Genomic DNA, 21,925 nt, shown 5'->3' with positions numbered 1-21,925 from the left:
GGACAGGCAATGGCCCGCGTCACAGTAGAAGATTGCATTGATAAAGTAGACAACCGTTTCGAGCTGGTCCTTCTCGCCAGCCACCGTGCGCGCCAGATTTCCCAGGGCTCGTCCATCACGATTGACCGCGATAACGACAAGAACCCGGTCGTGGCGCTGCGCGAAATCGCCGATGAGACGCTTTCGCCTGACGATCTGAAGGAAGACCTCATCCATTCGCTGCAGAAGCATGTGGAAGTGGACGAACCGGAGCCCGATCCGGTCACGCTCGCAGCCTCGGCCTCTACCGATGGCGAAGACGACGACCAGCCGGAAACCGTCACTTTCGACCAGATGTCGGAAGAAGAACTGCTGGCCGGTATCGAAGGCCTTGTGCCGCCGGAAAAAAATGACGACTATTGATTAACTTTATGACGCCATTGGCGGGCGGTGGTTACCGTCTGTCAATATATGCCGTCATAATCTGATCCTTATTGATGCAGCATTGTGCGCCGACCCTCGGGTTGGCGCGCTTTCTTTTTGTGGAATATCGCATGATGCGGCAATACGAACTCGTCGAGCGAGTTCAAAAATATAAACCGGATGCGAATGAGGCCCTGCTGAACAAGGCCTATGTTTATGCCATGCAGAAACACGGCCAGCAAAAGCGGGCCAATGGCGACCCCTATATCTCGCATCCGCTGGAAGTTGCCGCCATCCTGACGGAAATGCATCTCGACGAATCGACCATCGCGGTGGCGCTGCTGCACGATACGATCGAGGACACCACCGCCACCCGCGCTGAGATCGACGAGCTTTTCGGCGAGGATATTGGCCGGCTGGTGGAAGGGCTGACCAAGCTCAAGAAGCTCGATCTCGTGACCCGCAAGGCCAAGCAGGCCGAAAACCTGCGCAAGCTGCTGCTGGCCATTTCCGACGACGTGCGCGTTCTTCTGGTCAAGCTCGCCGACCGCCTGCACAATATGCGCACCATGGAATATATGCCGGCCGACAAGCGCAGCCGCATTTCCGAAGAGACCATGGAAATCTATGCGCCGCTTGCCGGCCGCATGGGCATGCAGGACATGCGCGACGAGCTGGAGGACCTGTCCTTCCGTTATCTCAACCCGGAAGCCTATGAGACGGTGACCAACCGCCTGCAGGAACTGGAGACGCGCAACGAGGGGCTGATCAAGAAGATCGAGGACGAGTTGCGCGAGCTTCTTGTCGCGAACGGCCTGATCGGGGCAAACGTCAAGGGGCGTCAGAAGAAGCCCCATTCGGTGTTCCGCAAGATGCAGTCGAAGTCGCTTTCCTTCGAGCAGCTTTCCGATGTCTACGGTTTCCGCATTCTGGTGGATGATATTCCCGCCTGCTACCGGGCGCTGGGCATCGTGCATACCCGCTGGCGCGTGGTGCCGGGCCGCTTCAAGGATTACATCTCCACGCCGAAGCAGAACGACTATCGCTCCATTCACACCACCATCGTCGGCCCCTCGCGCCAGCGTATCGAGTTGCAGATCCGCACCAAGCGCATGCACGAGATCGCCGAATTCGGTATTGCCGCCCATGCGCTCTATAAGGACGGCGAAAACGGGGAGGGCGATCTGCTCTCACGGGAAAGCAACGCCTATTCCTGGCTGCGCCACACCATCGAATCGCTGGCCGAAGGCGACAGCCCGGAAGAGTTCCTCGAACATACCAAGCTGGAACTGTTTCAGGATCAGGTGTTCTGCTTCACGCCCAAGGGCAAGCTGATCGCGCTGCCGCGCGGCGCGACACCCATCGACTTCGCTTACGCGGTGCACACCAATATCGGCGACACCACCGTTGGCGCCAAGATCAACGGGCGGATCATGCCGCTCGTGACCCGGCTTAACAACGGCGACGAGGTGGAGATCATCCGCTCGGGCGTGCAGGTGCCGCCTGCCGCATGGGAAGAGGTGGTTGTGACGGGCAAGGCCCGCTCGGCCATCCGCCGCGCCACCCGCATGGCCATCCGCAAGCAATATTCCGGCCTCGGCTATCGTATTCTGGAACGCACCTTCGAGCGTGCCGGCAAAGCCTTCTCGCGTGACGCGCTGAAGCCCGTGCTGCATCGCCTGGCGCAGAAGGATGTGGAAGACGCGATCGCCGCTGTCGGGCGCGGCGAGGTCTCCTCGCTCGATGTGTTGCGTGCGGTCTATCCTGATTACCAGGACGAGCGCGTGACGGTGAAGATGACCGGCGACGACGGCTGGTTCAACATGCGCAGCGCTTCCGGCATGGTGTTCAAGATCCCCGGAAAATCGCGCTCCGTTCTGGAGGACGATGGCGCGACTGAAATGCTTGATGGACCCGATCCGCTGCCCATCCGTGGCCTTTCCGGCAATGTCGACGTGCATTTCGGTGCCGCCGGCGCCGTTCCCGGTGACCGCATCGTCGGCATCATGGAAAAAGGCAAGGGCATCACCATCTATCCCATTCAGGCGCCGGCGTTGCAGCGTTTCGACGATGAGCCTGAGCGCTGGATCGATGTCCGCTGGGATCTGGATGAGGCGAACAAGTCGCGTTTCATGGCGCGGGTGATGATCAATGCGCTGAACGAGCCGGGCACGCTCGCCTCCGTCGCACAATCGATCGCGACGCTGGACGTCAATATACGTGGCCTCAACATGGTCCGCATCGGCACGGATTTCTCCGAACTGGCGCTGGATGTCGAAGTCTGGGATTTGCGGCAATTGAACCAGCTATTGTCGCAGCTCAAGGATCTCGATTGCGTATCGACTGTCACGCGTGCCTTCGATTGAGGCATTTTTGATCATTCTGATGTCATCGAAGGCTGCTGTTATGCGCTGAACGCATGGCAGCGGCCTTTTCCTGTCTCTGGTCGCAGGTGTGGTTTACGACTATCTTCCTTTCAGAAATTGAAAACGGAAAACGCGGCGTGCCGGTGGTTCTTCACCGATGAGAAACGCCACTTCCAAACTGAAAGGACATGAAACCATGTTTACTCCCCTTCGCAAGATCGCCCGTGCTGTTCGTGGCAAGACCACTCAGGAACGCGAATTCGAATATCTCAGCGGCTCCGTGTCGAATGTCGACCTCGAATTCCGTCAGCGCGAAATCGACCGCGGCATGTTCCGCCGGTAATGCACTCAGCGCATGGCAGCCTTTCGCCATGCGTATGCGATAAGCCGGTGCAGCCGTTATCGGCCAGTGCATCCTGCGTTTCGCAAATCTATCTGAATGCACGCTACAAACGGGTGTTCATTGCTGTCCGGTCTAAATGACAGGGCGTGCTGCTTTTGCAACGAATTTGACGGCGAGAGGGTGCTTGTTTCCTCGACGTCATCCTTGGGCTTGTCCCAAGGATCTAATCACGTTGAATTAAATCAATCGGTTGCAGATCCTCGGGACAAGCCCGAGGATGACGTCAGAGTGTTCTGCAAGGTTCGTATTCATCTGGTGACGCCGCGCGGTGTCGGCGGAATTCCAGCTAAAGGCCTGGAATGACGGAAGAAAATACGCCTGCAAAAGATCCCTGTGTCCTATACGATGCTCTTGGCTCAGCCGGGACGATGAAATAGACTGCCCCCATGCCGTTTCGCCGCCGTGAACCCGTTGGTTTTTTAGAGAAGATTCGTGACCTCTTCTGGCCGCGCGCGGGTTTTACCCGTTCGCTGCGCTATATGAAGCTGCGTCTCCTGCGGTTGTCCGCCTCTCCACATTCGATTGCCGCCGGCGTTGCGCTTGGTATCGGCGTGGCGTGGACGCCGTTTCTCGGCGTTCACATCATCATCGCCTTAGCGCTCGGTTTCCTCATGCGCGTCAACCTCGTGGCGGCAGCGCTCGGCACCACCTTTGCAAATCCCCTGACATTTCCGTTCATATGGGCCTCCACCTGGGAGCTGGGACATTTCCTCCTCGGCCGGCAGAAGGAGGCAGGTGCGGCGCATGTGGACTTCGTCGCGCTGTTCAGCCATCTCGAATTCCGGCAGATATGGACGCCGGTGCTGGAACCCATGGTCATCGGTGCTCTTCTTCCCGCCGCCGTCAGCGCGGTGATCGCCTATTTTGCCGTCTACAACCTCATCAGCGGTTTTCAGCGCCGCAAGATGGAAGGTCTCGCGCAACGCGCCGCCAATAAAAATGCGTCTCTGGAGATGTTGAAATGATCATTGGATTGGGCAGCGACCTGATCGATATCCGCCGCGTTGAACATTCGCTCACCCGTTTCGGCGAACGTTTCACGCATCGCTGTTTTACCGATATCGAGCGTGCCAAATCCGATGGCCGCAAGAACCGCGCGGCATCCTATGCTAAACGTTTCGCCGCCAAGGAAGCCTGTTCCAAGGCGCTTGGAACCGGTCTCGCGAACGGTGTTTTCTGGAGGGACATGGGGGTCGTCAATCTGCCGGGCGGCAAGCCGACCATGATGCTCACCAACGGTGCTGCGGAAAGGCTGGCCGCCATGCTGCCCGCCGGTCATCGCGCCAATATTCACCTGACGATCACGGACGATTTCCCCTACGCTCAGGCGTTTGTGATTATCGAGGCGCTCGCCGTGAGCGACTGATGCCCGTGCCCGCCGTATTGGCGGCCTATTTGCAGGCGTATGACAGAAGCGCTTCCCTTCGGGCTGGAAAGGTTCTAGAGAAGTCGCAGAAATATGAAAGCGTTGCCGGCTGCGTGAAAAACGCGTCATCCTCCGCAAACGCGCCCAGACAACGGCCCGGATGCCTTCGTAAAATCGGAGGAACCGGTAAACAATCAGGCAGGTCTTTAAGTGTCCGAAAAAGCTGAGAAGAAGCAGAACGCCCTTTGGGAAAACGTCAAGGTCATCATTCAGGCGCTCCTGCTGGCGATGGTCATCCGCACTGTTCTGTTTCAGCCCTTCACGATCCCATCAGGCTCGATGATGCCGACATTGCTGGTGGGTGACTATCTGTTCGTCAACAAGTTCTCCTACGGATATTCGAAATATTCGCTGCCCTTTTCGCCGAACCTGTTTTCCGGTCGTATCTTCGAATTCAGCAAGCCCAAGCGCGGCGATGTGGTTGTGTTCCGCCTGCCGCCCAATCCTGAAGTCGATTATATCAAGCGTCTCGTCGGCTTGCCCGGTGATCGCATCCAGGTGACGAACGGCGTGCTGTTCATCAACGGCCAGCCGGTGCCGAAGCAGCCCGACGGCACCTTCACCTCCGATTACCGTGCCGATCCGGGCGCCAATGTGCCGGTTTTCCGCGAAACGCTGGATAATGGCGTCACCTTCGACACGCTCGACCAGTCGCCCGATTCGCGCGGCGACAACACGCGTGAATTCGTGGTGCCGGAAGGCCATTATTTCATGATGGGCGATAACCGCGACAATTCGCTCGACAGCCGTTTCGACGTCGGCTTCGTGCCGGAAGAAAACCTGATCGGCCGCGCCAGCGTCATCTTCTTCTCGCTGGGCAACGACACGGCGTTCAGCCGCATTTGGGAATGGCCGTCCAACATGCGTTGGGACCGCCTCTTCAAGGTTGTGGGATGAGCAAGACCAAGCCGCTTTCGATTGCGGAAATTTCCCGTCTCGAAGCGTTGATCGGATATGAATTCAAGGAAAAGGCCCGGCTCGACCGGGCCTTGACCCATGCCAGCGCCCGCTCTGCCGCGGCCGGCAATTACGAGCGGCTGGAGTTTCTGGGTGACCGTGTGCTCGGCCTTTGCGTTGCCGAAATGCTGTTTTCCACCTTCCGCAACGCCAGCGAAGGCGAACTTTCCGTTCGCCTGAACCAGCTTGTCAGCGCTGAGTCCTGCGCTGCGATCGGCGATGAGATGGGCCTGCATAATTTCATCCGCACCGGATCGGATGTGAAGAAGCTGACCGGCAAGGCGATGCTGAACGTGCGCGCCGATGTGGTCGAAAGCCTGATCGCCACCATCTATCTGGATGGCGGGCTGGAAGCGTCCCGCAAGTTCGTTCTGAAATACTGGCAAGGCCGCGCGACGAGCGTGGATGCCGGACGGCGTGACGCCAAGACCGAATTGCAGGAATGGGCGCATGCCAGATTTGCGACCACCCCCTCTTATCGGGTTGACGATCGCTCCGGACCGGATCACGATCCCAGCTTCACCGTGACGGTGGAAATTCCCGGCGTGAAGCCGGAAACCGGTGTCGAGCGCTCCAAGCGCGCGGCCGAGCAGGTGGCGGCAACCAGATTGCTGGAACGCGAAGGCGTCTGGCAGAAGAGCACCACCCAGAACTGAGCGGCCCCCGACGATGGGGCGCTAAAATCGAGCGCATAGCGAGCCTTGTGGCCGCATGTTGAATACCTCTGACCTTGATGGATATCATGACCGATCACGAAAATCCCGCCGTTGCCGGCGAAGACATCGCCCTTCCGACCCGTTCCGGTTTCGTCGCCCTCATCGGCCCGACCAATGCCGGCAAGTCGACGCTGGTGAACAGGCTGGTGGGCGCAAAAGTCTCGATCGTCAGCCACAAGGTGCAGACGACGCGCGCGGTGATGCGCGGCATCGCCATTCACAAAAATGCGCAGATCGTTTTCATGGATACGCCCGGCATCTTCAAGCCACGGCGCCGTCTCGACCGCGCCATGGTCACCTCGGCCTGGGGTGGGGCAAAGGATGCCGATCTCATCCTGCTTCTGATCGACAGCGAACGCGGCCTGAAGGGTGATGCGGAAGCGATCCTAGAGGGGCTGAAGGATGTTCCGCAGAAGAAAATCCTCTGCCTCAACAAGATCGACCAGGTGAAGCGCGAAGACCTTCTGAAGCTTGCCGCCGCCGCCAACGAGAACGTGACCTTCGACCGCACCTTCATGATTTCGGCCACCAACGGTTCGGGCTGTGAAGACCTGATGGATTATCTGGTCGACACCCTGCCGGAAGGCCCGTGGTATTATCCGGAAGACCAGATTTCCGATCTGCCGATGCGCCAGCTCGCCGCCGAAATCACCCGTGAGAAGCTGTTCCTGCGGCTGCATCAGGAACTTCCCTACGCCTCGCATGTCGAGACGGAGAAGTGGGAAGAGCGCAAGGACGGCTCCGTGCGCATCGAGCAGGTGATCTATGTCGAGCGCGACAGCCAGAAGAAGATCGCTCTGGGCAAGAACGGTGATGCGATCAAGGCGATCTCCACCGCCTCGCGCAAGGAGCTGTCTGCAATCCTCGAGCAGCCGGTCCACCTCTTCCTGTTCGTCAAGGTGCGCGAGAACTGGGGCGACGATCCCGAGCGCTTCCGCGAAATGGGCCTGGAATTTCCGCGAAACTGAATATCTTCAACGTTTTATCGGGAACCGAACACGTTCGGGCGGGTTGTTCAATGAATTGAGCGCAACCTTTTTTCGATAACGGATATTCATGTCGTCAAAAAAACAGAATGGAATTTCCACCACGCCGTGCCAGCAATGTCCCTTGCGGGACTTGCCGCATTTCAGGGATTTCTCCTCTTCCGAACTCGATTTCGTCTCCCGTTTCAAGACGGGGGAACTTGCGGTCGAAAGCGGCTCCCTGATCCTGATGGAAGGCTCGCACAGCGCCCATCTTTATACGGTGCTGCACGGCTGGGCTTTCCGTTACAAGACGCTGGAGGACGGCAGGCGGCAGATCCTCAACTATGTCATGCCGGGCGATCTCGTCGGCCTGCAGGGCACGGTGATGGGGGAGATGCAGCATTCGGTGGAGGCGTTGTCGCCGGTCACCCTGTGCGTCTTCGAGCGGTCGCGCCTCAACAACCTCTTCACCGATCATCCGACCCTTGCCTATGACCTGACGTGGATCGCGGCGAGCGAGGAGCGGATGCTCGACAACCATCTCCTCAGCATCGGCCGGCGCACCGCGCTGGAACGCGCCGCCTACCTCATCGCGTTTCTCTACAGCAGGGCGAAGGCGGCCCGTCTCATGCAGGGCGAAACACCGATCCCGGTGACCCAGCAGCACGTTGCCGATACGCTCGGCCTTTCCATCGTCCACACCAACAAAACCCTGAGAAAGCTCGTCGATCGCGGTCTGATCCGCTGGACCGACAAGGGCTGTCTGGTGCTGGACGCTGCGGGGCTGGCCCATGTGGCTGGCTGGCAAAGCGACGAACAGCGACAAAGACCCTTCATCTGATCTCCAATCCATATGTCTTTTTTAAATGACGGTCGGGCGATAATTTGCGATTGCTGCCCCATGGCGCTCGAAAATCATTTTGGAGGCAGCGACATGCAATTCGCTGGTTTCGCTCACATTGAAAGAAGAACACATATGGTGCCGCAACGGGTGATCATCGTTGAGGATGAATATCTGGTGGCGCTCGATGTCGAATCGGTCCTCCACTCGATGGGCGTCGAAACCGTCGTCATCGCCACGACGCTCGCGCAGGCGAGGCAGGCTGTCGATGAGGATGGCGCCGATTGCGTGCTTCTCGATGTCAGCCTGTCCGACGGCACGAGCTATGATTTCGCGCGCCTCCTGGGCGAGGCGGGCGTTCCCTTCGGTTTCGTCAGCGGTTACGGCGACACGACGGGTTTTCCCGACGATCTTTCGGACGCCCCCTTGCTCGGCAAACCCTTCGGGGAAAATGAAATCGTCGATTTCGTCCTCAGGCTCGTCGGCGTGGGCGATGGCGCGGTAAAAGAATAACGTTTCGCCGCCAGATCGGGTATGATCGGGCCTGAATCGGAATTCGGACACGTTTCATGCAGTGGCAGGACGAGGCAATCATTCTTGGCGTAAAACGCCACGGCGAGACAAGCGTCATCGCCGAGGTGATGACCCGTTCGCGCGGCCGCCATCTGGGGATGGTGCGCTCCGGGCGCTCCCGCAGCATGCAGCCGGTGCTGCAGGCGGGAAACCGGGTGGATGTCATCTGGCGCGCGCGTCTTCATGATCATCTCGGCGAATACCGCATCGAGCCGTTGCAATTGCGGGCAGCACAGCTGATGGAAACGGCGACCGCCGTTTACGGCGTGCAGGCCATGGGCGCGCTGCTCAGGCTTCTGCCGGAGCGTGATCCGCATCCGCATCTCTATCAGGCGCTCGACGTCATTCTCGACAATCTCCACGATCCTGTTGATGCCGGAGAACTGTTCGTTCGTTTCGAGCTGGCGGTGCTGAACGATCTCGGTTTCGGTCTCGATCTTACCGAATGCGCGGCGACGGGGCTGCGCACCGATCTCGTTTACGTATCGCCGAAAACGGGCAGGGCGGTCTGCCGCACGGCGGGCGCGCCCTATGCGGAGCGGATGCTTTCGCTTCCGGCCTTTCTCGGTGAGGGCCAGTCGAAGGCGGCCGATCGCGACAGCCTCGCGGCTGCGTTTCGCCTCACCGGCCATTTCCTCAATCGCCACGTCTATGATCCGCGCGGCCTCAATGAAAATACCGCCCGCGACGGTTTCGTGCACGCGGCGCTGAAGGCGCTGGAGCGCAAGGCGATGCCGCCTGCGCTCGATAAGGCGGTTTGATCCCGATCAGGCCATTGCCGGGCGCGGCGCCGGGCGCTCCTGAATGGGCCAATGCACGATAGCCGCAAAAATCCCCATACCGACGCCGAGCCACCAGACGAGATCGTAGGAGCCGAGCCGGTCGTAAAGAAAACCGCCCAGCCAGACGCCGAGAAACGAGCCGATCTGGTGCGACAGGAACACGACGCCGCCCAGCATGCCGAGATGGCGCGTGCCGAACATGATCGCCACCAGCGCATTGGTCGGCGGCACGGTGGAAAGCCAGAGGATGCCCATCACCGCCGCGAAGATTATGACGGAAAGCGGCGTTTGCGGCAGAAGCAGAAACGCGGTAACGGCAATCGAGCGGACAATATAGATATAGGCCAGCAGATAGGGCTTCGAGTAACGCTGGGCGATGACGCCTGCGGCAAGCGATCCAATGATGTTGAAGAAACCGATCAGCGCCATGGCTATCACCGCATAGCGCGGTTCGATGCCGATATCGCCGAGATAGGCGGGGAAATGCGCGGTGATGAAGGCCACCTGAAAACCGCAGACAAAAAAGCCGGTGGTCAATAGCAGATAACTTTTGTGACTGAGCGCCTCCCTCAGCGCTTCGCCCGCCGTCTGCTTGAATTGCGTTTGTGACTGGCTGCCGGAAGAGGAGTTGCCGCGCATCGGATAGGCCAGCAGCGGCACCAGTATCATCATAACGGCAAGCCAGACTAGGCTGTCCGACCAGCCATAGGTGGAAATCAGGCCCTGGCTGATCGGCGCGAACAGGAACATGCCCGCCGATCCCGCTGCCGTGCCGATGCCGAAGGCAAACGACCGCTGCTGCGGTGTGACATGGCGCGCGAAGGCCGACAGGATGACGCTGAAGGAACCGGCCGCGATGCCAAGCCCGACAAGAACGCCGCCGCCGAAATGCAGCCAGAAGGGCGAGGTGCCGAAGGACATGCAGATGAGGCCGGCCGCATAAAGAAAGCCTGACAGCACGAGCACGCGACCCGTGCCGAACTTGTCGGCGATGGCGCCGAAGAAGGGCTGGCCGAGACCCCAGAACAGGTTCTGCAATGCCATGGCGAGACCGAAGGTGGAACGGTCCCAGCCGGTATCGGCGAGCATGGGCAGCTGGAAAAAGCCCATGGCCGATCGTGGCCCGAAGGTCATGACCGCAATCAGCGACCCGGCGGCGATAATGACCCATGGCATGGTCTGGCGTGTGGCTTGCGACATGAAAAGCTCTCCCGCTGCAGCCTACGCCCTTGGGACAATGTGCTGCAGAATTCCCCTTTGATGGGAGGAACATTATCTTTTGTCATGCCTTCCCACTAGCGACTTTTCTTGACGGCCATTATTCATGCGATTGATGGGATGCCCGCATGGCAGCCGGGGCCGGAGAACGATGATGAAGCAGAATATTTACGACGACCCGCAGTTTTTCGAGCGCTACAGCGCCATGCCGCGCTCGCTGGAGGGGTTGAGGCAGGCGGGTGAATGGCACGAGCTGCGCGCCATGCTGCCTGCTTTGAGAGACAAGACCATTCTCGATCTCGGCTGTGGTTTCGGCTGGCATTGCCGTCATGCGGCGGAGCAGGGCGCGGCGCATGTCGTCGGCGTCGATCTTTCGGAGAAGATGCTGCGCCGCGCCGCCGAGATAAACGGCGGACCAGGCATCGAATATCGCCGCGCCGCGATCGAGGACATCGATTTTGCACCGGGAAGCTTCGATCTGGTGCTGAGTTCTCTCGCTTTGCATTACGTCCGCGATCTCGACGTCGCATTCGCCAAGGTTTTCAGTGTGCTGAAATCCGGGGGTGATTTCGTCTTCTCCATCGAGCATCCGGTTTTCACGGCGTTGGAGAAACAGGACTGGTTTTATGGCGAGGATGGCGAAATCCTGCACTGGCCGCTCGACAACTACCAGAACGAGGGCGTGCGCCATTCCAACTGGATGGCCGACGACGTCGTCAAATATCACCGCACGGTCTCAGGTATTCTGAACGCCCTGCTGGCCGCCGGCTTTGCCATAACGCGGCTGGCGGAGCCGAGGCCCGATCCAGCCCTGCTGGCAGAGCGGCCGGAAATGAAACACGAAGACCGCCGTCCGATTTTCCTGATCGTCGGTGCGCGTAAGGCGTGACATTGCGCCGTGCGTTGCATTGCCGGCGTGGCTCTATGATTGAGATGGGTGCGTCATTCTCGAAGCTTGCCGTTATCCATAGTGCTCCGTGCTCTCCTCATCCCTGTGCCTGTCACAGGGATCCAGCCAGCCCAAGTCCTTGGGTTGAAAGGAGTTATTTCGCCGCGCAGACGCGCGTCGGCTGGATTCCTGTGACAAGCACAGGAATGAGGGAGAGAGGTCGGACCGGCTTAGCGCCTCTTGATCGCCCAGCCGTCAGCGCGTTCCTCAACCACCTTTGCCACGTCGCCAATCGCAAGCCTGCCTTCGCCGCGCGGCGTGACGTTCCAGCCGAATAGCGGGCCGGGCACGCGCCGGTCGCCGGACATGCGGATGCGGCCCATGGCTTTCATCGGGGAGGGCACATCGCGGGAGCCGGTTGTCTGGTCCTGCGTGGTCATGATGCAGCGGGCGCAGGGTTTGACGAGATCGAAGCGAATGCCGCCGATCTCGATGGCTGCCCAGCGATCCTCCGCCCATGATTCGTCCGTCTCCAGCACGATATTGGGCCGGAACCGCTCCATGCCGACTGCGTCCTCGCCATTGGCGCGCATATTGTCGTTAAGGGCGGCCAGCGAGGCGGTGGTGGTGACGAGGATCTGATACCCGTCGGCGAAGGTGACGGGCGTTTCGTTGCCGGTCCATTCGAGGCTCGCAATCCGCTTTGAGGCATCGTCGAAGAACACCAGCCTGACCTCGCGCCCGAGCCATGCGGAAAGCGTGTCGTTGGTCTCGCCATCGGCAAGGTTGGCGCTGACGATCGATTTCCACACCGCCACATCCATGCGCTGTCCGGATGGTCTGGCGAAAATTTCGCCGTTCTTATCCCGCGAAAGCGCCATGCCGCCATCTTCATGCCGCGCCAGTATCGTGGCGATTTCAGGCAATTCGCGCTGGGTGATGAAATGGCCGGAAGGGTCGGTAAGCATGGCGCGCCGGTCGCCGGGCAGGCCTTCCGGCGTGACATCACTTTGCGAGAGGACAATGCCGCGCGCACTTTTCAGCGGGTAGATATTGAGTTCGGTCACACGCATTCCTGGTCCCCTCAGATTTCGTCGAGAAACAGGTCCAGCACCTGTTTCAGCCGCTCATGGCGGGCCTTTGCCAGTTCTCGTCCTGTTTTGGTGCGGAAACCGTCCGCGAGCTTGAACAGCTTGGTTTCGAAATGGTCGATGGCAAAGGCGCGGTCGTCAAGTGGCCGGTCCTTCGCCAGCGGATCGGCCGGGTCGTAAAGCTTCGAGCCCAGTCGCCCGGCAATATAAAAGCAGCGCGCCGCCCCCACCATGCCGATGGCGTCCAGCCGGTCGGCATCCTGAAGGATTTTTGCCTCCAGCGTCTGCGGCTCGATATTGGCGGAAAAACTGTGGGTGGTGATGGCGTGCGCGGCAGCGTCGATGTCGGCTTGCCGCCAGCCAAGCCCGGCCAGAATGCCGGACGCCTTTTCCGCCGCAAGGCGAGAGGCCTCAGCGCGAAGCGGCGAGTTCTTCTCCACCGCCACGCAATCATGCAAAAGCACGCTGGCCGCCAGCACCGTGCCATCGCCGCCTTCGCCCGCATGGATGCGCATGGCGTTGCGGAAAACGCGGTGGATATGGGCGAGGTCGTGCGAGCCGTCGCCCGCATCGGCGGCGTGCGGGATCAGTTCCTGCGCAAGCGCCTCGAAGGGCGCAAAAGCCTCAGCCGCGATCATGCCTGCGGCTTCCGGGTGAGGATTTTCTGATAGAACAGGCCGATACCGATCAGCACTGCGCCAAGCCCGATGAAGGACAGCGCCCGCAGCACGCCTTCAAGGTTGCTCATGTCGATCAGGAAGGCCTTGGCGACGGAGATCAGCACGAAGGCAGCGGATGCCAGACGCAGGCTGCGGGCGTTGAAGCGCGAGCCGACGACGAGCAGCAGCACGCCGATCAACAGCCAGACCACCGAATAGCTGTAGGTCTCGCCCTGCAGGAAGCCCTTCCAGTCGGCGATGTTTTCGCCCTGCCAGAACCGGCGGACCGAAAGCGTGGCCCAGGCAAAACCGAGTGCGGCACCCGCCACCGCCAGCAGGTTGACATAGGCGGCGGGCCGTTTGCCGCGCGCATACCAGGCAAGGCCGCCATAGGCAAGCGCCGGCAGCAGATAACCGATCAGCAGCAGATTGAGGAACGGGATGCGGCCGGTGTTCTCGCCGGTGAAATAGGGGTTCAGCGTGAAGAAATGCATCGTCAGCACGTTGATGACGGCGATCACGCCGGCAATCATCGAGCCGTAACGGAAGACGGGGCTGGGGCTTTTGAGGTCGAGCGTCATCAGCACGCCGGAAAAACCGATGGTCAGCAGCGTATAGATCGACTGTTCGCCAAGCGTCGGCACGCTGTTATCCAGGGTGCCGCCATTCATCGCATGGCGGATGAGGATGGCGACCGCCAGCAGTCCCATCAGGCTGGCGATGGCCTGCAGGAAGTTCTTCGCCCTAAAGCCCGGCCAGTCGCGCAGCAACCAGGCCGAGACGATGGCGAGCAGCGCCGGAATGCCGTAACCCGGCAGAAGCGCGTTGAAGACCGGCGTGGTGCCGAGATTTTGCGGCCCGACGAGGGTCGGTTCCCAGGCGATGCGGCCAAGAACGGCGACGCTTGCCACCGCCATGACCCACGGCAGCACATCCCAGTTGCGATGGCGGGTTGCCAGTACGTAACCGAAGCCGATGACGGAGAGCAGCACGGTCGTTACCAGCCCTTCCGTCAGCGTGTGCAGGCAGAGCGCAAAGGCGGCGAAGGAGCCGAGCACGAGGATGTTGAGCGGCTTGCGATAGGCTTCGTTGTTTTGCCGGTGCAGCCATTCGGCGGCCGCAATGAGTGCGAGGCCGAGGCCGAGACCATAGGCCGCGTGCAGCCAGTCGCGGCCGAGATTGCCATATTCGACGAAGCTCGCCGTGCCGAGCCAGACCGGGAACAGCGCTGCGATCCCCGCCCAGAGCTGGGCGAAATCCGGATCGTTCGCGCCCTTGCGTTTCAGGAATGAGAAACCGCAGAGGAGAAGGATGGCGCCAAGGCAAAGCGCCATGGCGATTGCTGCGGTATAGCCCGTTCCAACAGGGGGAAGCGCGATCGGGGTATCGTTGATGACGCCGATGAGATCGAGCGCCTGCTGCGACATCAGCGAGACCGCAGCCTGCGCGCCGAATGCGGCGATAATGGCGGGCCATACGGCGTAGTGGCGGGAAGCACCAAGGGCCGCAAGCGATGCGATGAGTGCTGAAACGATCAGCGCCGGATGCGTGTCGATACTGCCCTCGGTATAGAGGAAGCCGATTGCGGGCAGGATCACGGCCATCGATACGGTGAGATTGATGGCCAGCGACGGGCGCAGCAAAAGCCGCATGGCGCGAACGGCGCGCCGCTCGGACGTGGCGGTTTCGTCGGCCTCGACGGGCGACGTATCGAGATGTTTTCCGGGCCATAGGAAAATGGTGCCGGCCAGCATGATGAGCAGGGCAAGCGTCGGCGGAGCCGCCAGAAGCGTTTCCGCGATGGCGATATAGCCGAGCGCCCAGAGGCCGAGGCCGGCGCTGGCGAGCGACGGAACTACGGTCCAGCGCTGTCTGCGCGCTGCCACGGCGGTCGCCAGCCAGGAGATGGTCAGGAAGATGAAAAGCGCCCAGATATTCGGGGTTTCGGAGGAAACCAGCGCGGGCGTCAGCATCGAACCCAAAAGACCGAGACCGGCAAGCGCCTGTCCGTGCAGAAGCGACAGGCCAATGGTGGCGAAGGCGACAAGCCCGAGCAGGATGAAAGCCGTGCCGCTGCCGATATAATCGTAAATGCCATAGGCCGCATAAATCACGCCGAACAGGGTCAGCGCGCCGGCCGCCGTCAGCACACCCGGTATCATGGCGTTGGAGTAAGTCGTGGCGATGCCCGGCACGGCCTTGCGGCGGATCGCTTCTCCCGCAAAACCGAGAACGAGGCCGAAAATGGCGGCGAGCGAAAGCCGCACGGCCGGGCTGAGCAGCCCCGCCTCGATCGAATATTTGACGAGGAAAATGCCGCCGAGCGCCAGCGCCAGTCCGCCCGCCCAGACGGCCCAGCGCGCGCCGAGCAGGCTTTCGAAGCTCTCCTTCGCAGCCGGCGCGGAGGTTGCCTCGCTGGAAAGCGCAAGGGCCTCTTTCTCGCTGGCAAGGTCTTCCTCCTCCTCCTCCGTCGCGGTGGCCACTTCGGTTTCGGGTGGATATTCCGTTTCGACGAACTCGTCTTCCGGCAACGCCCGGTTTTCCTCTTCCGCCTTGAAATCCGGATTATCCACGGATGCCGTCGTCTCCGCCTGTGCGGCAAGAGCAGAGGTCACCCCTGTCGCCATCAGGCGCTTCAGGTCGTGAACCTCACGCTCCAGAGACTTGATTCGGCTTGAATTGCGGATGCTCGCGACCAGAGTGTAGATAAAGGCCGCGATGAGGGCGAGGATGAGAAACGGGATTTCCAAACAGACTCTCCATTTACGAAGCTGTTTTTAAAGCCCTTTTGGCGAATTTATGCAAGGCCCGGTTGATCGGTGCGCGGTGTTGCGGCTTCTTTCTTCTGGAGAGGAAAGAAGCCGCACTCGCTCGGTCCATATGCAATTGCTCTGGATCAGGACGCCGCCGCCAGCCAGCGCCGTGCCGCTTCGATATCGGCAAGCCCGAGATCGTGCCCGTCCTCGACTGTCTCCACCTGCGCCTCCGCGCCGCCTTCCGCAAGCCTGCTCCGCAAGTCGTCCGCCCTGTCGCGATATTTGTCGCGTTCTCCGGCGACAAGCAGGAAATTGCGGCCAGTAAGATCGGTGTCCGGCCATGCATCGAGAACCGGCATCGGGCGGTAGAGCAGCGCATCGCCGGCGAATTCCGGATGAAGCGCCGCAAAGGCCGCGTAGAAATTCGCGCCGTTGGAATGGCCGATGAAGCGCAGTTTCGAACGGTCGAGACCATAGGAGCTGATAGCGCTGTCGACAAAGGCGGCAAAGGCTTCCGCCTCTGAGACGATATCCTTCTGGTCGAAGCTGAAATCGGGGAAGCGCCGGAACCAGCGGGCGACGTCTTCTTCCGTGCTGCGGCCGCGAACGCCGAGAAGCGTAGCGCCCGGAGCCGCCCGGTGTGCCAGCGGCATCAGGCTCGTTTCGCTGCCGCCGGAACCGTGCAGCAGAATGATGGTGCTGCCATCCGGCTTTTCGGGCGTATAGAAGCGGTGCACGAAGGGCAGGTCACGATAGACGATGCGCTCTTCACCCGGCATCGAGAACTGCGGCAGCGCGACGCGCACATCCGCCTCGTCCTTCATGAAGAGTGGGGGAATGAACAGTTTTTCGCCGAGCGCTTCCAACGGCTCGTCAATTGTCATGCCGGGGCCATCGGTCGCCATTTCGATCAGCACTCCGCCCGGTTCGCGGACATAAAGCGAGTGGAAATATTTGCGGTCATGGGCGTTTGTGGGGCTGGAATTCAGCGATTTCAGCCCGGTCAGAACCGCATTCAGCTCATCCATATCCTTTGCGCGGAAAGCGATGTGATCGACGGTGCCGGTGCCGGGTGCGCTGGACCAGAAACCGGTGGCGTCACGCACTTCGATAATATCGCCGCTTTGCGAAACGAGCCGGCGGATCGCGCCAGTCTGACTTTCCTGCCGATAGTCGAAATGTCTGGTGAGGAAAGCCACCGTTTCTTCCGGCACCTCGCTCAGCATCGTTGCGCCATAGATACGACGAATGGCGTCTTCTGCGGGAATGTCGTCCGTTTCGTGCGGCGTGGCGTCGGGAAAAGCGTGAGTGCCGACCAGCTTGACGATCAAGCCATCAGGATCTTTCAGCCGAATGACCGGAGCGCCGAATTCATCGGACGGTCCCTCAGTGCGGATGCCGAATTTCAGCGCCCGCGTCAGCCAGAAGCCGATGCTGGCGGGATCGATCGCCAGCGAGACTTCCAGCGTCTGGCCATAACCGACGCGGCCCTGACCGCCATCTTCCCAGACGAGAAATGTCAGAAGGGAGCCGGGCGAGGCGATGTCATCGCCATAGAGCAGGTGAAGCTGCATGGCGTCCTCAAAGCCCGCGGTGCGCTTGGCCAACCGCAGGCCGAGGAAGCCGGCGTAAAAATCGACATTCGCCTGCACCTTCCGGGTGATCATCGTGATGTGGTGTATGCCCAGTGCAGAATTCATCTTGCCGCCCCGCCCGTTTCGCCTGCTGTTCGTAGCTCTATTTGTCTCACGCTGCCCCTGATCCGCAACCCCGACAAATGAGAACGCTGTGTTCTCTGCGTGAACGGTATGCCCGTGGCTTCGTTGCATGCGGGATGCGCAGAAATCGGGCTTTCTGCCTTTGCATCGATCATTTATGACTATAAAATAAGCATACAGATTTACGGCTATTTTGTATGCAATTTTGTCTTGCCTTGATGGTTGGAATTGGGTCTTATGCAACCAAACCAAACAGAACCATCAGGGGGAATAGATGATATTAACGCGTAGGTTGTTGTCCAGAGCTTTAGCTATCGCCGTTGTTGGCGTCGCCGCCGGTATTTCGCTGCCCGCGACTGGCGCGCATGCCGAAACGCCGGTGAAATTCACGCTCGACTGGAAATTCGAAGGTCCCGCCGCCGGTTTCTTGCTTGCGCTGGACAAGGGATACTTCAAAGCCGAAGGCCTCGACGTGACGATCGACAGCGGCAATGGTTCGGTGGAAGCCATTCCGCGCGTGGCGACAGGCGCTTACCAGATGGGTTTCGGCGATATCAACTCGGTGATGAAATTCCTCGATGAAGACCCGAGCCAGAAGGTTAAGGCCGTTTACATGGTCTATGAACGCCCGACATTTGCCATCGTCGGCCGTAAGTCGCTGGGTGTCACCGGCGATCCGAAATCGCTGGAGGGCAAGAAACTCGGTGCGCCGCCGCCGGATGGCGCTTTTGCGCAATGGCCGGCCTTCAAGCAGGTCGCCGGTCTTGATGACAGCAAGATCAAGATCGAATCGATCGGTTTTCCGGTGCGTGAACCGATGCTCGCCAAGGGTGATGTCGACGGCGTCTTCGGTTTCGCCTTCTCGGTGATCCTCAATCTCAAGAAGCAGGGCATTGCCGACGACGATATCTCAACCATACTGATGGCCGAGCACGGCTTGAATCTCTATGGCAACGCGGTGCTGATAAACACTGATTTCGCTGAGAAAAACCCTGAAGCCGTCAAGGGGTTCATCAAGGCGCTGGCCAAGGGCTTCGCCGATTCCGTCAAGACCCCGGAAGAGGGTGTGGCGGCCGTGCTCAAGCGCAACGAGACGCTCGACAGCGCCATCGAGCTTGAACGCCTCAACATGGCCAACAGCATGAACATCAAGACACCCTACGTGGTGGAAAACGGCATGGGCGGCGTCGATGCGGCCCGGCTTGCAGCCTCCCTCGAGACCTTGAAAGTTTCCATGGGTCTGAAGGGCAACGTCAAGGCGGATCAGGTCTTCGACGCAACCTACCTGCCGCCCAAGGAAGAGCGCATGCTTCCCTGATGGGAGGAAACGATGACGCGAGCGAGCGCCACTCGCTTCTTCTCCCCGAGGGGGAGAAGGTCGCGGCAGCGGGATGAGGGGGCGAGGTCGGTGATAGATCGAGAGGGTGCCCCCTCATCCGACCCTTCGGGCCACCTTCTCCCCGGCGGGGAGAAGATACCTGCCGCGACGCCGGGCGTTTGCGATTGCTTCGAAATTGAGGCGAGGATGATGGTGCCGCCTGCGCGCGCCAAAAAATTGGGGACTGCGATGGCACATCTCGTGGAAATAGACAATGTCGACATGCGTTACGGCGGGGCGGATGGAACGCTGGCCGTCTCCGGTCTTAACCTGACGGTCGACAAGGGTGAGTTCGCGGCGGTCGTCGGCCCGTCCGGTTGCGGCAAATCGACGTTGATGAAGCTGGTGACGGGACTGCATATTCCGCAGAGGGGCAATGTCATCGTCGCCGGGCGGCAGGTCACGGAGCCGGTCTCGATTGTCGGTATGGCCTTTCAGAACCCGACGATGTTGCCCTGGCGCACGACGCTCGAAAATATCCTGCTACCGCTGGAGATCGTCGAGAAACATCGCCGACGCCTGCGCGCTCACAAGGCTGAATATGTTGCGAAAGCAGAGCGGCTGCTCGAGATCGTCGGCCTGAAAGGCTTCGGATCGAAATATCCCTGGCAACTTTCCGGCGGCATGCAGCAGCGCGCCAATCTTTGCCGCGCATTGATCCATGAGCCGGATCTTCTGATGCTGGATGAGCCTTTCGGCGCGCTCGACGCCTTCACCCGCGAGGAACTGTGGTGCGTCATGCGCGATCTGCATACGGCGCAGCGCGTCACCATCATTCTTGTAACGCATGATCTGCGCGAAGCGACATTTCTGGCCGACAAGATTTTCGTGATGAGCGCAAGGCCGGGCCGCGTGCTGGCGGAACACCGTGTGCCTTTCGCACGGCCGCGCCAGCTCGATATCATGTATGACAAGGGCTTCAACGACATGGTGCAGGAACTGCATGGCGAAATAGCGCAGGCGAGGGTGGCGGCATGAGCGCGATTGTTGAAAGCAACGTGGCGGTCGCGCCGTCAAAGCCGCTGATCGACCGGGTCAACTGGGTGAAAGCCGCGCCCTGGCTCTATACGCTGGCGCTCTTTGTCCTGTGGGAATTGCTGGTTTACGCGCTGAAAATGCCGCCGACCATTCTGCCGTCGCCGGTCAGGGTCGGGCAGGCCATCGTGCAATATTGGTCGCCGATCTGGAAGAATTCGCTGCAGACGCTTTATACGACGACGCTCGGCTTCGCCATTGCGGTCGCCGCCGGTCTCGCCATCGGCCTCTTTATCGGCTGGTCGAAAACCATTTATGCCGGGCTTTATCCGCTGATGATCGGCTTCAATGCCATCCCGAAAGTGGCGCTGGTTCCAATTCTCGTCATCTGGTTCGGCATCGGCACCGTGCCCGCCGTCTTGACCGCCTTCCTGATCTCCTTCTTCCCCATCGTCGTCAATGTCGCGACCGGCCTTGCCACCATCGAGCCGGAAACGGAGGACGTGCTGCGCGCACTCGGCGCGAAGAAGATGGACATCATGCTGAAGGTCGGCATTCCGCGTTCCATGCCCTATTTTTTCGGCTCGCTGAAAATCGCCATCACGCTTGCCTTCGTCGGTTCGGTCGTATCGGAAACCGTCGCCTCCAATTACGGCCTCGGTAACATGATGAGTTCGGCCCAGAGCCAGTTCAATGTGCCGCTGGTCTTTGCCGGCCTGCTGATGCTCGCCGTGGAAGGCATCGTCATGTACGCGATCATGGCCTGGCTAGAAAGGCGCATGACCGGCTGGGCGCATCGCTCGACCATGGGGCAGTGAAGACGGTTACGGCTCGTTTCTTCTCCCCGGCCGGGGAGAAGGTGGCCCGAAGGGTCGGATGAGGGGACAACGTCAGCGACAAGCCGAGGGCTTGCCCCCTCAACCCGCTGCCGCGACCTTCTCCCTCGGGGAGAAGGCGAAAACCGCAGCCGGTCAATCCATCATCAATGCTGCGGAAGGCCGCGAGCCCGCGCTCTTAATGCGCCGACATTTCCTTCACGATCTCGGGGCCGTCCATCATAAACGGATAATAGGTCGGCCAATTGGTCACTTCATCGAGCAGCGCCTTGCGGTCGTTGCCCCAGTAGAGGTGGTAGTGGCCGGCCTTGGCAGGCTCGATGGTGTGATCGCTGAACTGGACGAATTGCGGGGCTGCCTCGTCCCCACCGGTTTTCTTGAAAACGTACCTGACGCCCCTGTTGCCCTTTTTATAGGTGAGGATTTCATAGCCATCGTCGGCATAGGTTGCCTCGATTGGCTTGGCTTCGCGATAGAAGGAGAAGCTGTTGCCCTTGATGACGATGCGGTTGACGTCCGTCTTATAGCCGATGGCATAATAGGCGCGGTATTCTTCGGCGCTCTTGTCGCCATGGGCGGCCTTTTCCGCCATGACGGGGTCGAGAGAGCCGTTCAGCAGATAGGGATAGACCGATTGCCAGTCGCCTTCCCAGTCGGAAAGCGTGCGCGGCTTCACCTGGGCGTCCTCGAAATAACCCTTGTAGATCTGCTTCTCGGCCTCGGTCTGACCGTGGCTGTGGTCATGGCTATGCGCGGAGGCGGCCTTGTCGTTTCCGGCTGCCAGTGCCGAGGCTGTCATCAGCAGCATGGAACCGATGGCAAGCGCGCCGGTGACGCGGGTGATGGTTTTTTGCATTGTTCTGCCCCTTTGTATGTTCCAAAATCGAAAGATTAGTAATGTAATAACATTACGAATAGGTCGTATAAACACGTCTTTCGCCAGACGCAAGAGCGCCTGTCGCCACCCTTGC

General features: G+C 60.1%; 21 protein-coding genes. 15 read left to right on the top strand and 6 right to left on the bottom strand.

Going from position 1 to position 21,925, the window contains the following annotated elements; genetic code table 11:
- Positions 1-9: 9 nt before the first annotated feature.
- From rpoZ to recO, 11 genes are all read left to right on the top strand, one after another.
- Positions 10-402, top strand: a complete 393-nt coding sequence (gene rpoZ / locus RS75_RS02495) for a DNA-directed RNA polymerase subunit omega (RefSeq protein WP_045017311.1) — start codon at positions 10-12, stop codon at positions 400-402.
- Between the two features lie 131 nt (positions 403-533).
- Complete coding sequence (locus tag RS75_RS02490; protein WP_045017308.1) at positions 534-2,768, top strand: RelA/SpoT family protein; 2,235 nt, start codon at positions 534-536, stop codon at positions 2,766-2,768.
- A gap of 196 nt (positions 2,769-2,964) precedes the next feature.
- Complete coding sequence (locus RS75_RS02485; RefSeq protein WP_052679647.1) at positions 2,965-3,111, top strand: hypothetical protein; 147 nt, start codon at positions 2,965-2,967, stop codon at positions 3,109-3,111.
- A 446-nt stretch (positions 3,112-3,557) separates the two neighbouring features.
- Positions 3,558-4,136 (top strand): DUF2062 domain-containing protein, encoded by a 579-nt coding sequence (locus RS75_RS02480; RefSeq protein ID WP_045017032.1) that lies wholly within the window; start codon positions 3,558-3,560, stop codon positions 4,134-4,136.
- Positions 4,133-4,537: a holo-ACP synthase gene (gene acpS / locus RS75_RS02475; protein WP_045017029.1), complete on the top strand. Its 405-nt coding sequence runs from the start codon at positions 4,133-4,135 to the stop codon at positions 4,535-4,537. Before RS75_RS02480 ends, acpS begins: the two co-directional genes overlap by 4 nt.
- Before the next feature lie 210 nt (positions 4,538-4,747).
- Positions 4,748-5,494: a signal peptidase I gene (lepB, locus tag RS75_RS02470; protein ID WP_045017028.1), complete on the top strand. Its 747-nt coding sequence runs from the start codon at positions 4,748-4,750 to the stop codon at positions 5,492-5,494.
- The gene (gene rnc, locus RS75_RS02465; protein WP_045017024.1) at positions 5,491-6,210 is read left to right on the top strand and encodes a ribonuclease III; all 720 of its coding nucleotides are present in this window, start codon (positions 5,491-5,493) and stop codon (positions 6,208-6,210) included. The genes lepB and rnc overlap by 4 nt, the downstream gene beginning before the upstream one ends.
- A 77-nt stretch (positions 6,211-6,287) precedes the next feature.
- Entirely contained in the window at positions 6,288-7,238 is a 951-nt protein-coding gene (era, locus tag RS75_RS02460) for a GTPase Era (RefSeq protein ID WP_045017023.1), read from the top strand.
- Positions 7,239-7,326: 88 nt separating this feature from the next.
- Entirely contained in the window at positions 7,327-8,079 is a 753-nt protein-coding gene (locus tag RS75_RS02455; RefSeq protein ID WP_045017022.1) for a Crp/Fnr family transcriptional regulator, read from the top strand.
- Between the two features lie 135 nt (positions 8,080-8,214).
- Complete coding sequence (locus RS75_RS02450; RefSeq protein ID WP_045017021.1) at positions 8,215-8,592, top strand: response regulator; 378 nt, start codon at positions 8,215-8,217, stop codon at positions 8,590-8,592.
- Positions 8,593-8,648: 56 nt separating this feature from the next.
- On the top strand, positions 8,649-9,413 hold the full coding sequence (gene recO, locus RS75_RS02445; protein ID WP_045017020.1) for a DNA repair protein RecO: 765 nt from the start codon (positions 8,649-8,651) through the stop codon (positions 9,411-9,413).
- Positions 9,414-9,419: 6 nt separating this feature from the next.
- Here the strand turns inward: recO and RS75_RS02440 are convergent, their stop codons facing one another.
- Entirely contained in the window at positions 9,420-10,634 is a 1,215-nt protein-coding gene (locus RS75_RS02440) for an MFS transporter (protein WP_045017018.1), read from the bottom strand.
- A 172-nt stretch (positions 10,635-10,806) separates the two neighbouring features.
- On the opposite strand from RS75_RS02440, the gene RS75_RS02435 reads away from it, so the two are divergent.
- Positions 10,807-11,541 (top strand): class I SAM-dependent methyltransferase, encoded by a 735-nt coding sequence (locus RS75_RS02435; RefSeq protein ID WP_045017016.1) that lies wholly within the window; start codon positions 10,807-10,809, stop codon positions 11,539-11,541.
- 230 nt (positions 11,542-11,771) lie between these two features.
- Here RS75_RS02435 and RS75_RS02430 read toward each other — a convergent pair whose 3' ends face one another.
- The 4 genes from RS75_RS02430 to RS75_RS02415 all read right to left on the bottom strand — a co-directional run bounded on the left by RS75_RS02430 (position 11,772) and on the right by RS75_RS02415 (position 17,747).
- Entirely contained in the window at positions 11,772-12,614 is an 843-nt protein-coding gene (locus RS75_RS02430; protein WP_045017014.1) for an MOSC domain-containing protein, read from the bottom strand.
- A gap of 11 nt (positions 12,615-12,625) precedes the next feature.
- Positions 12,626-13,270 carry an HD domain-containing protein gene (locus tag RS75_RS02425; RefSeq protein ID WP_045017012.1) on the bottom strand — a complete coding sequence of 215 codons (645 nt, stop codon included), beginning with the start codon at positions 13,268-13,270 and terminating at the stop codon, positions 12,626-12,628.
- Positions 13,267-16,041 carry a DUF2339 domain-containing protein gene (locus tag RS75_RS02420; RefSeq protein WP_045017010.1) on the bottom strand — a complete coding sequence of 925 codons (2,775 nt, stop codon included), beginning with the start codon at positions 16,039-16,041 and terminating at the stop codon, positions 13,267-13,269. The genes RS75_RS02425 and RS75_RS02420 overlap by 4 nt, the downstream gene beginning before the upstream one ends.
- 146 nt (positions 16,042-16,187) lie before the next feature.
- Complete coding sequence (locus RS75_RS02415; RefSeq protein ID WP_045017008.1) at positions 16,188-17,747, bottom strand: VOC family protein; 1,560 nt, start codon at positions 17,745-17,747, stop codon at positions 16,188-16,190.
- A 292-nt stretch (positions 17,748-18,039) separates the two neighbouring features.
- Here RS75_RS02415 and RS75_RS02410 point away from each other — a divergent pair, with 292 nt between their 5' ends.
- The 3 genes from RS75_RS02410 to RS75_RS02400 all read left to right on the top strand — a co-directional run bounded on the left by RS75_RS02410 (position 18,040) and on the right by RS75_RS02400 (position 20,936).
- The gene (locus tag RS75_RS02410) at positions 18,040-19,083 is read left to right on the top strand and encodes an ABC transporter substrate-binding protein (RefSeq protein ID WP_045017007.1); all 1,044 of its coding nucleotides are present in this window, start codon (positions 18,040-18,042) and stop codon (positions 19,081-19,083) included.
- A 249-nt stretch (positions 19,084-19,332) separates the two neighbouring features.
- The gene (locus RS75_RS02405; RefSeq protein ID WP_045017306.1) at positions 19,333-20,121 is read left to right on the top strand and encodes an ABC transporter ATP-binding protein; all 789 of its coding nucleotides are present in this window, start codon (positions 19,333-19,335) and stop codon (positions 20,119-20,121) included.
- Positions 20,118-20,936, top strand: coding sequence for an ABC transporter permease (locus RS75_RS02400; RefSeq protein ID WP_045017005.1), 819 nt, complete (start codon positions 20,118-20,120; stop codon positions 20,934-20,936). The genes RS75_RS02405 and RS75_RS02400 overlap by 4 nt, the downstream gene beginning before the upstream one ends.
- Positions 20,937-21,132: 196 nt before the next feature.
- Here the strand turns inward: RS75_RS02400 and RS75_RS02395 are convergent, their stop codons facing one another.
- A complete protein-coding gene (locus RS75_RS02395) occupies positions 21,133-21,810 on the bottom strand; it encodes a ZinT family metal-binding protein (RefSeq protein WP_045017003.1) in 678 nt (225 codons plus the stop codon).
- Between the last annotated feature and the right edge of the window lie 115 nt (positions 21,811-21,925).

This window comes from Rhizobium nepotum 39/7 (genome assembly GCF_000949865.1).
In the GTDB taxonomy this organism is placed as follows: Bacteria; Pseudomonadota; Alphaproteobacteria; order Rhizobiales; family Rhizobiaceae; genus Agrobacterium; species Agrobacterium nepotum.
The sequence above is the reverse complement of the archived record's forward strand: the minus strand, read 5'-3'. Positions and strand labels throughout refer to the sequence as shown.

Bases quoted from the DNA above. Each gene is read 5' to 3' on its own strand.
- rpoZ (WP_045017311.1), top strand. From the start codon at position 10: ATGGCCCGCGTCACAGTAGAAGATTGCATTGATAAAGTAGACAACCGT.
- RS75_RS02490 (WP_045017308.1), top strand. From the start codon at position 534: ATGATGCGGCAATACGAACTCGTCGAGCGAGTTCAAAAATATAAACCG.
- RS75_RS02485 (WP_052679647.1), top strand. From the start codon at position 2,965: ATGTTTACTCCCCTTCGCAAGATCGCCCGTGCTGTTCGTGGCAAGACC.
- RS75_RS02480 (WP_045017032.1), top strand. From the start codon at position 3,558: ATGCCGTTTCGCCGCCGTGAACCCGTTGGTTTTTTAGAGAAGATTCGT.
- acpS (WP_045017029.1), top strand. From the start codon at position 4,133: ATGATCATTGGATTGGGCAGCGACCTGATCGATATCCGCCGCGTTGAA.
- rnc (WP_045017024.1), top strand. From the start codon at position 5,491: ATGAGCAAGACCAAGCCGCTTTCGATTGCGGAAATTTCCCGTCTCGAA.
- era (WP_045017023.1), top strand. From the start codon at position 6,288: ATGGATATCATGACCGATCACGAAAATCCCGCCGTTGCCGGCGAAGAC.
- RS75_RS02455 (WP_045017022.1), top strand. From the start codon at position 7,327: ATGTCGTCAAAAAAACAGAATGGAATTTCCACCACGCCGTGCCAGCAA.
- RS75_RS02450 (WP_045017021.1), top strand. From the start codon at position 8,215: ATGGTGCCGCAACGGGTGATCATCGTTGAGGATGAATATCTGGTGGCG.
- recO (WP_045017020.1), top strand. From the start codon at position 8,649: ATGCAGTGGCAGGACGAGGCAATCATTCTTGGCGTAAAACGCCACGGC.
- RS75_RS02440 (WP_045017018.1), bottom strand. From the start codon at position 10,634: ATGTCGCAAGCCACACGCCAGACCATGCCATGGGTCATTATCGCCGCC.
- RS75_RS02435 (WP_045017016.1), top strand. From the start codon at position 10,807: ATGAAGCAGAATATTTACGACGACCCGCAGTTTTTCGAGCGCTACAGC.
- RS75_RS02430 (WP_045017014.1), bottom strand. From the start codon at position 12,614: ATGCGTGTGACCGAACTCAATATCTACCCGCTGAAAAGTGCGCGCGGC.
- RS75_RS02425 (WP_045017012.1), bottom strand. From the start codon at position 13,270: ATGATCGCGGCTGAGGCTTTTGCGCCCTTCGAGGCGCTTGCGCAGGAA.
- RS75_RS02415 (WP_045017008.1), bottom strand. From the start codon at position 17,747: ATGAATTCTGCACTGGGCATACACCACATCACGATGATCACCCGGAAG.
- RS75_RS02410 (WP_045017007.1), top strand. From the start codon at position 18,040: ATGATATTAACGCGTAGGTTGTTGTCCAGAGCTTTAGCTATCGCCGTT.
- RS75_RS02405 (WP_045017306.1), top strand. From the start codon at position 19,333: ATGGCACATCTCGTGGAAATAGACAATGTCGACATGCGTTACGGCGGG.
- RS75_RS02400 (WP_045017005.1), top strand. From the start codon at position 20,118: ATGAGCGCGATTGTTGAAAGCAACGTGGCGGTCGCGCCGTCAAAGCCG.
- RS75_RS02395 (WP_045017003.1), bottom strand. From the start codon at position 21,810: ATGCAAAAAACCATCACCCGCGTCACCGGCGCGCTTGCCATCGGTTCC.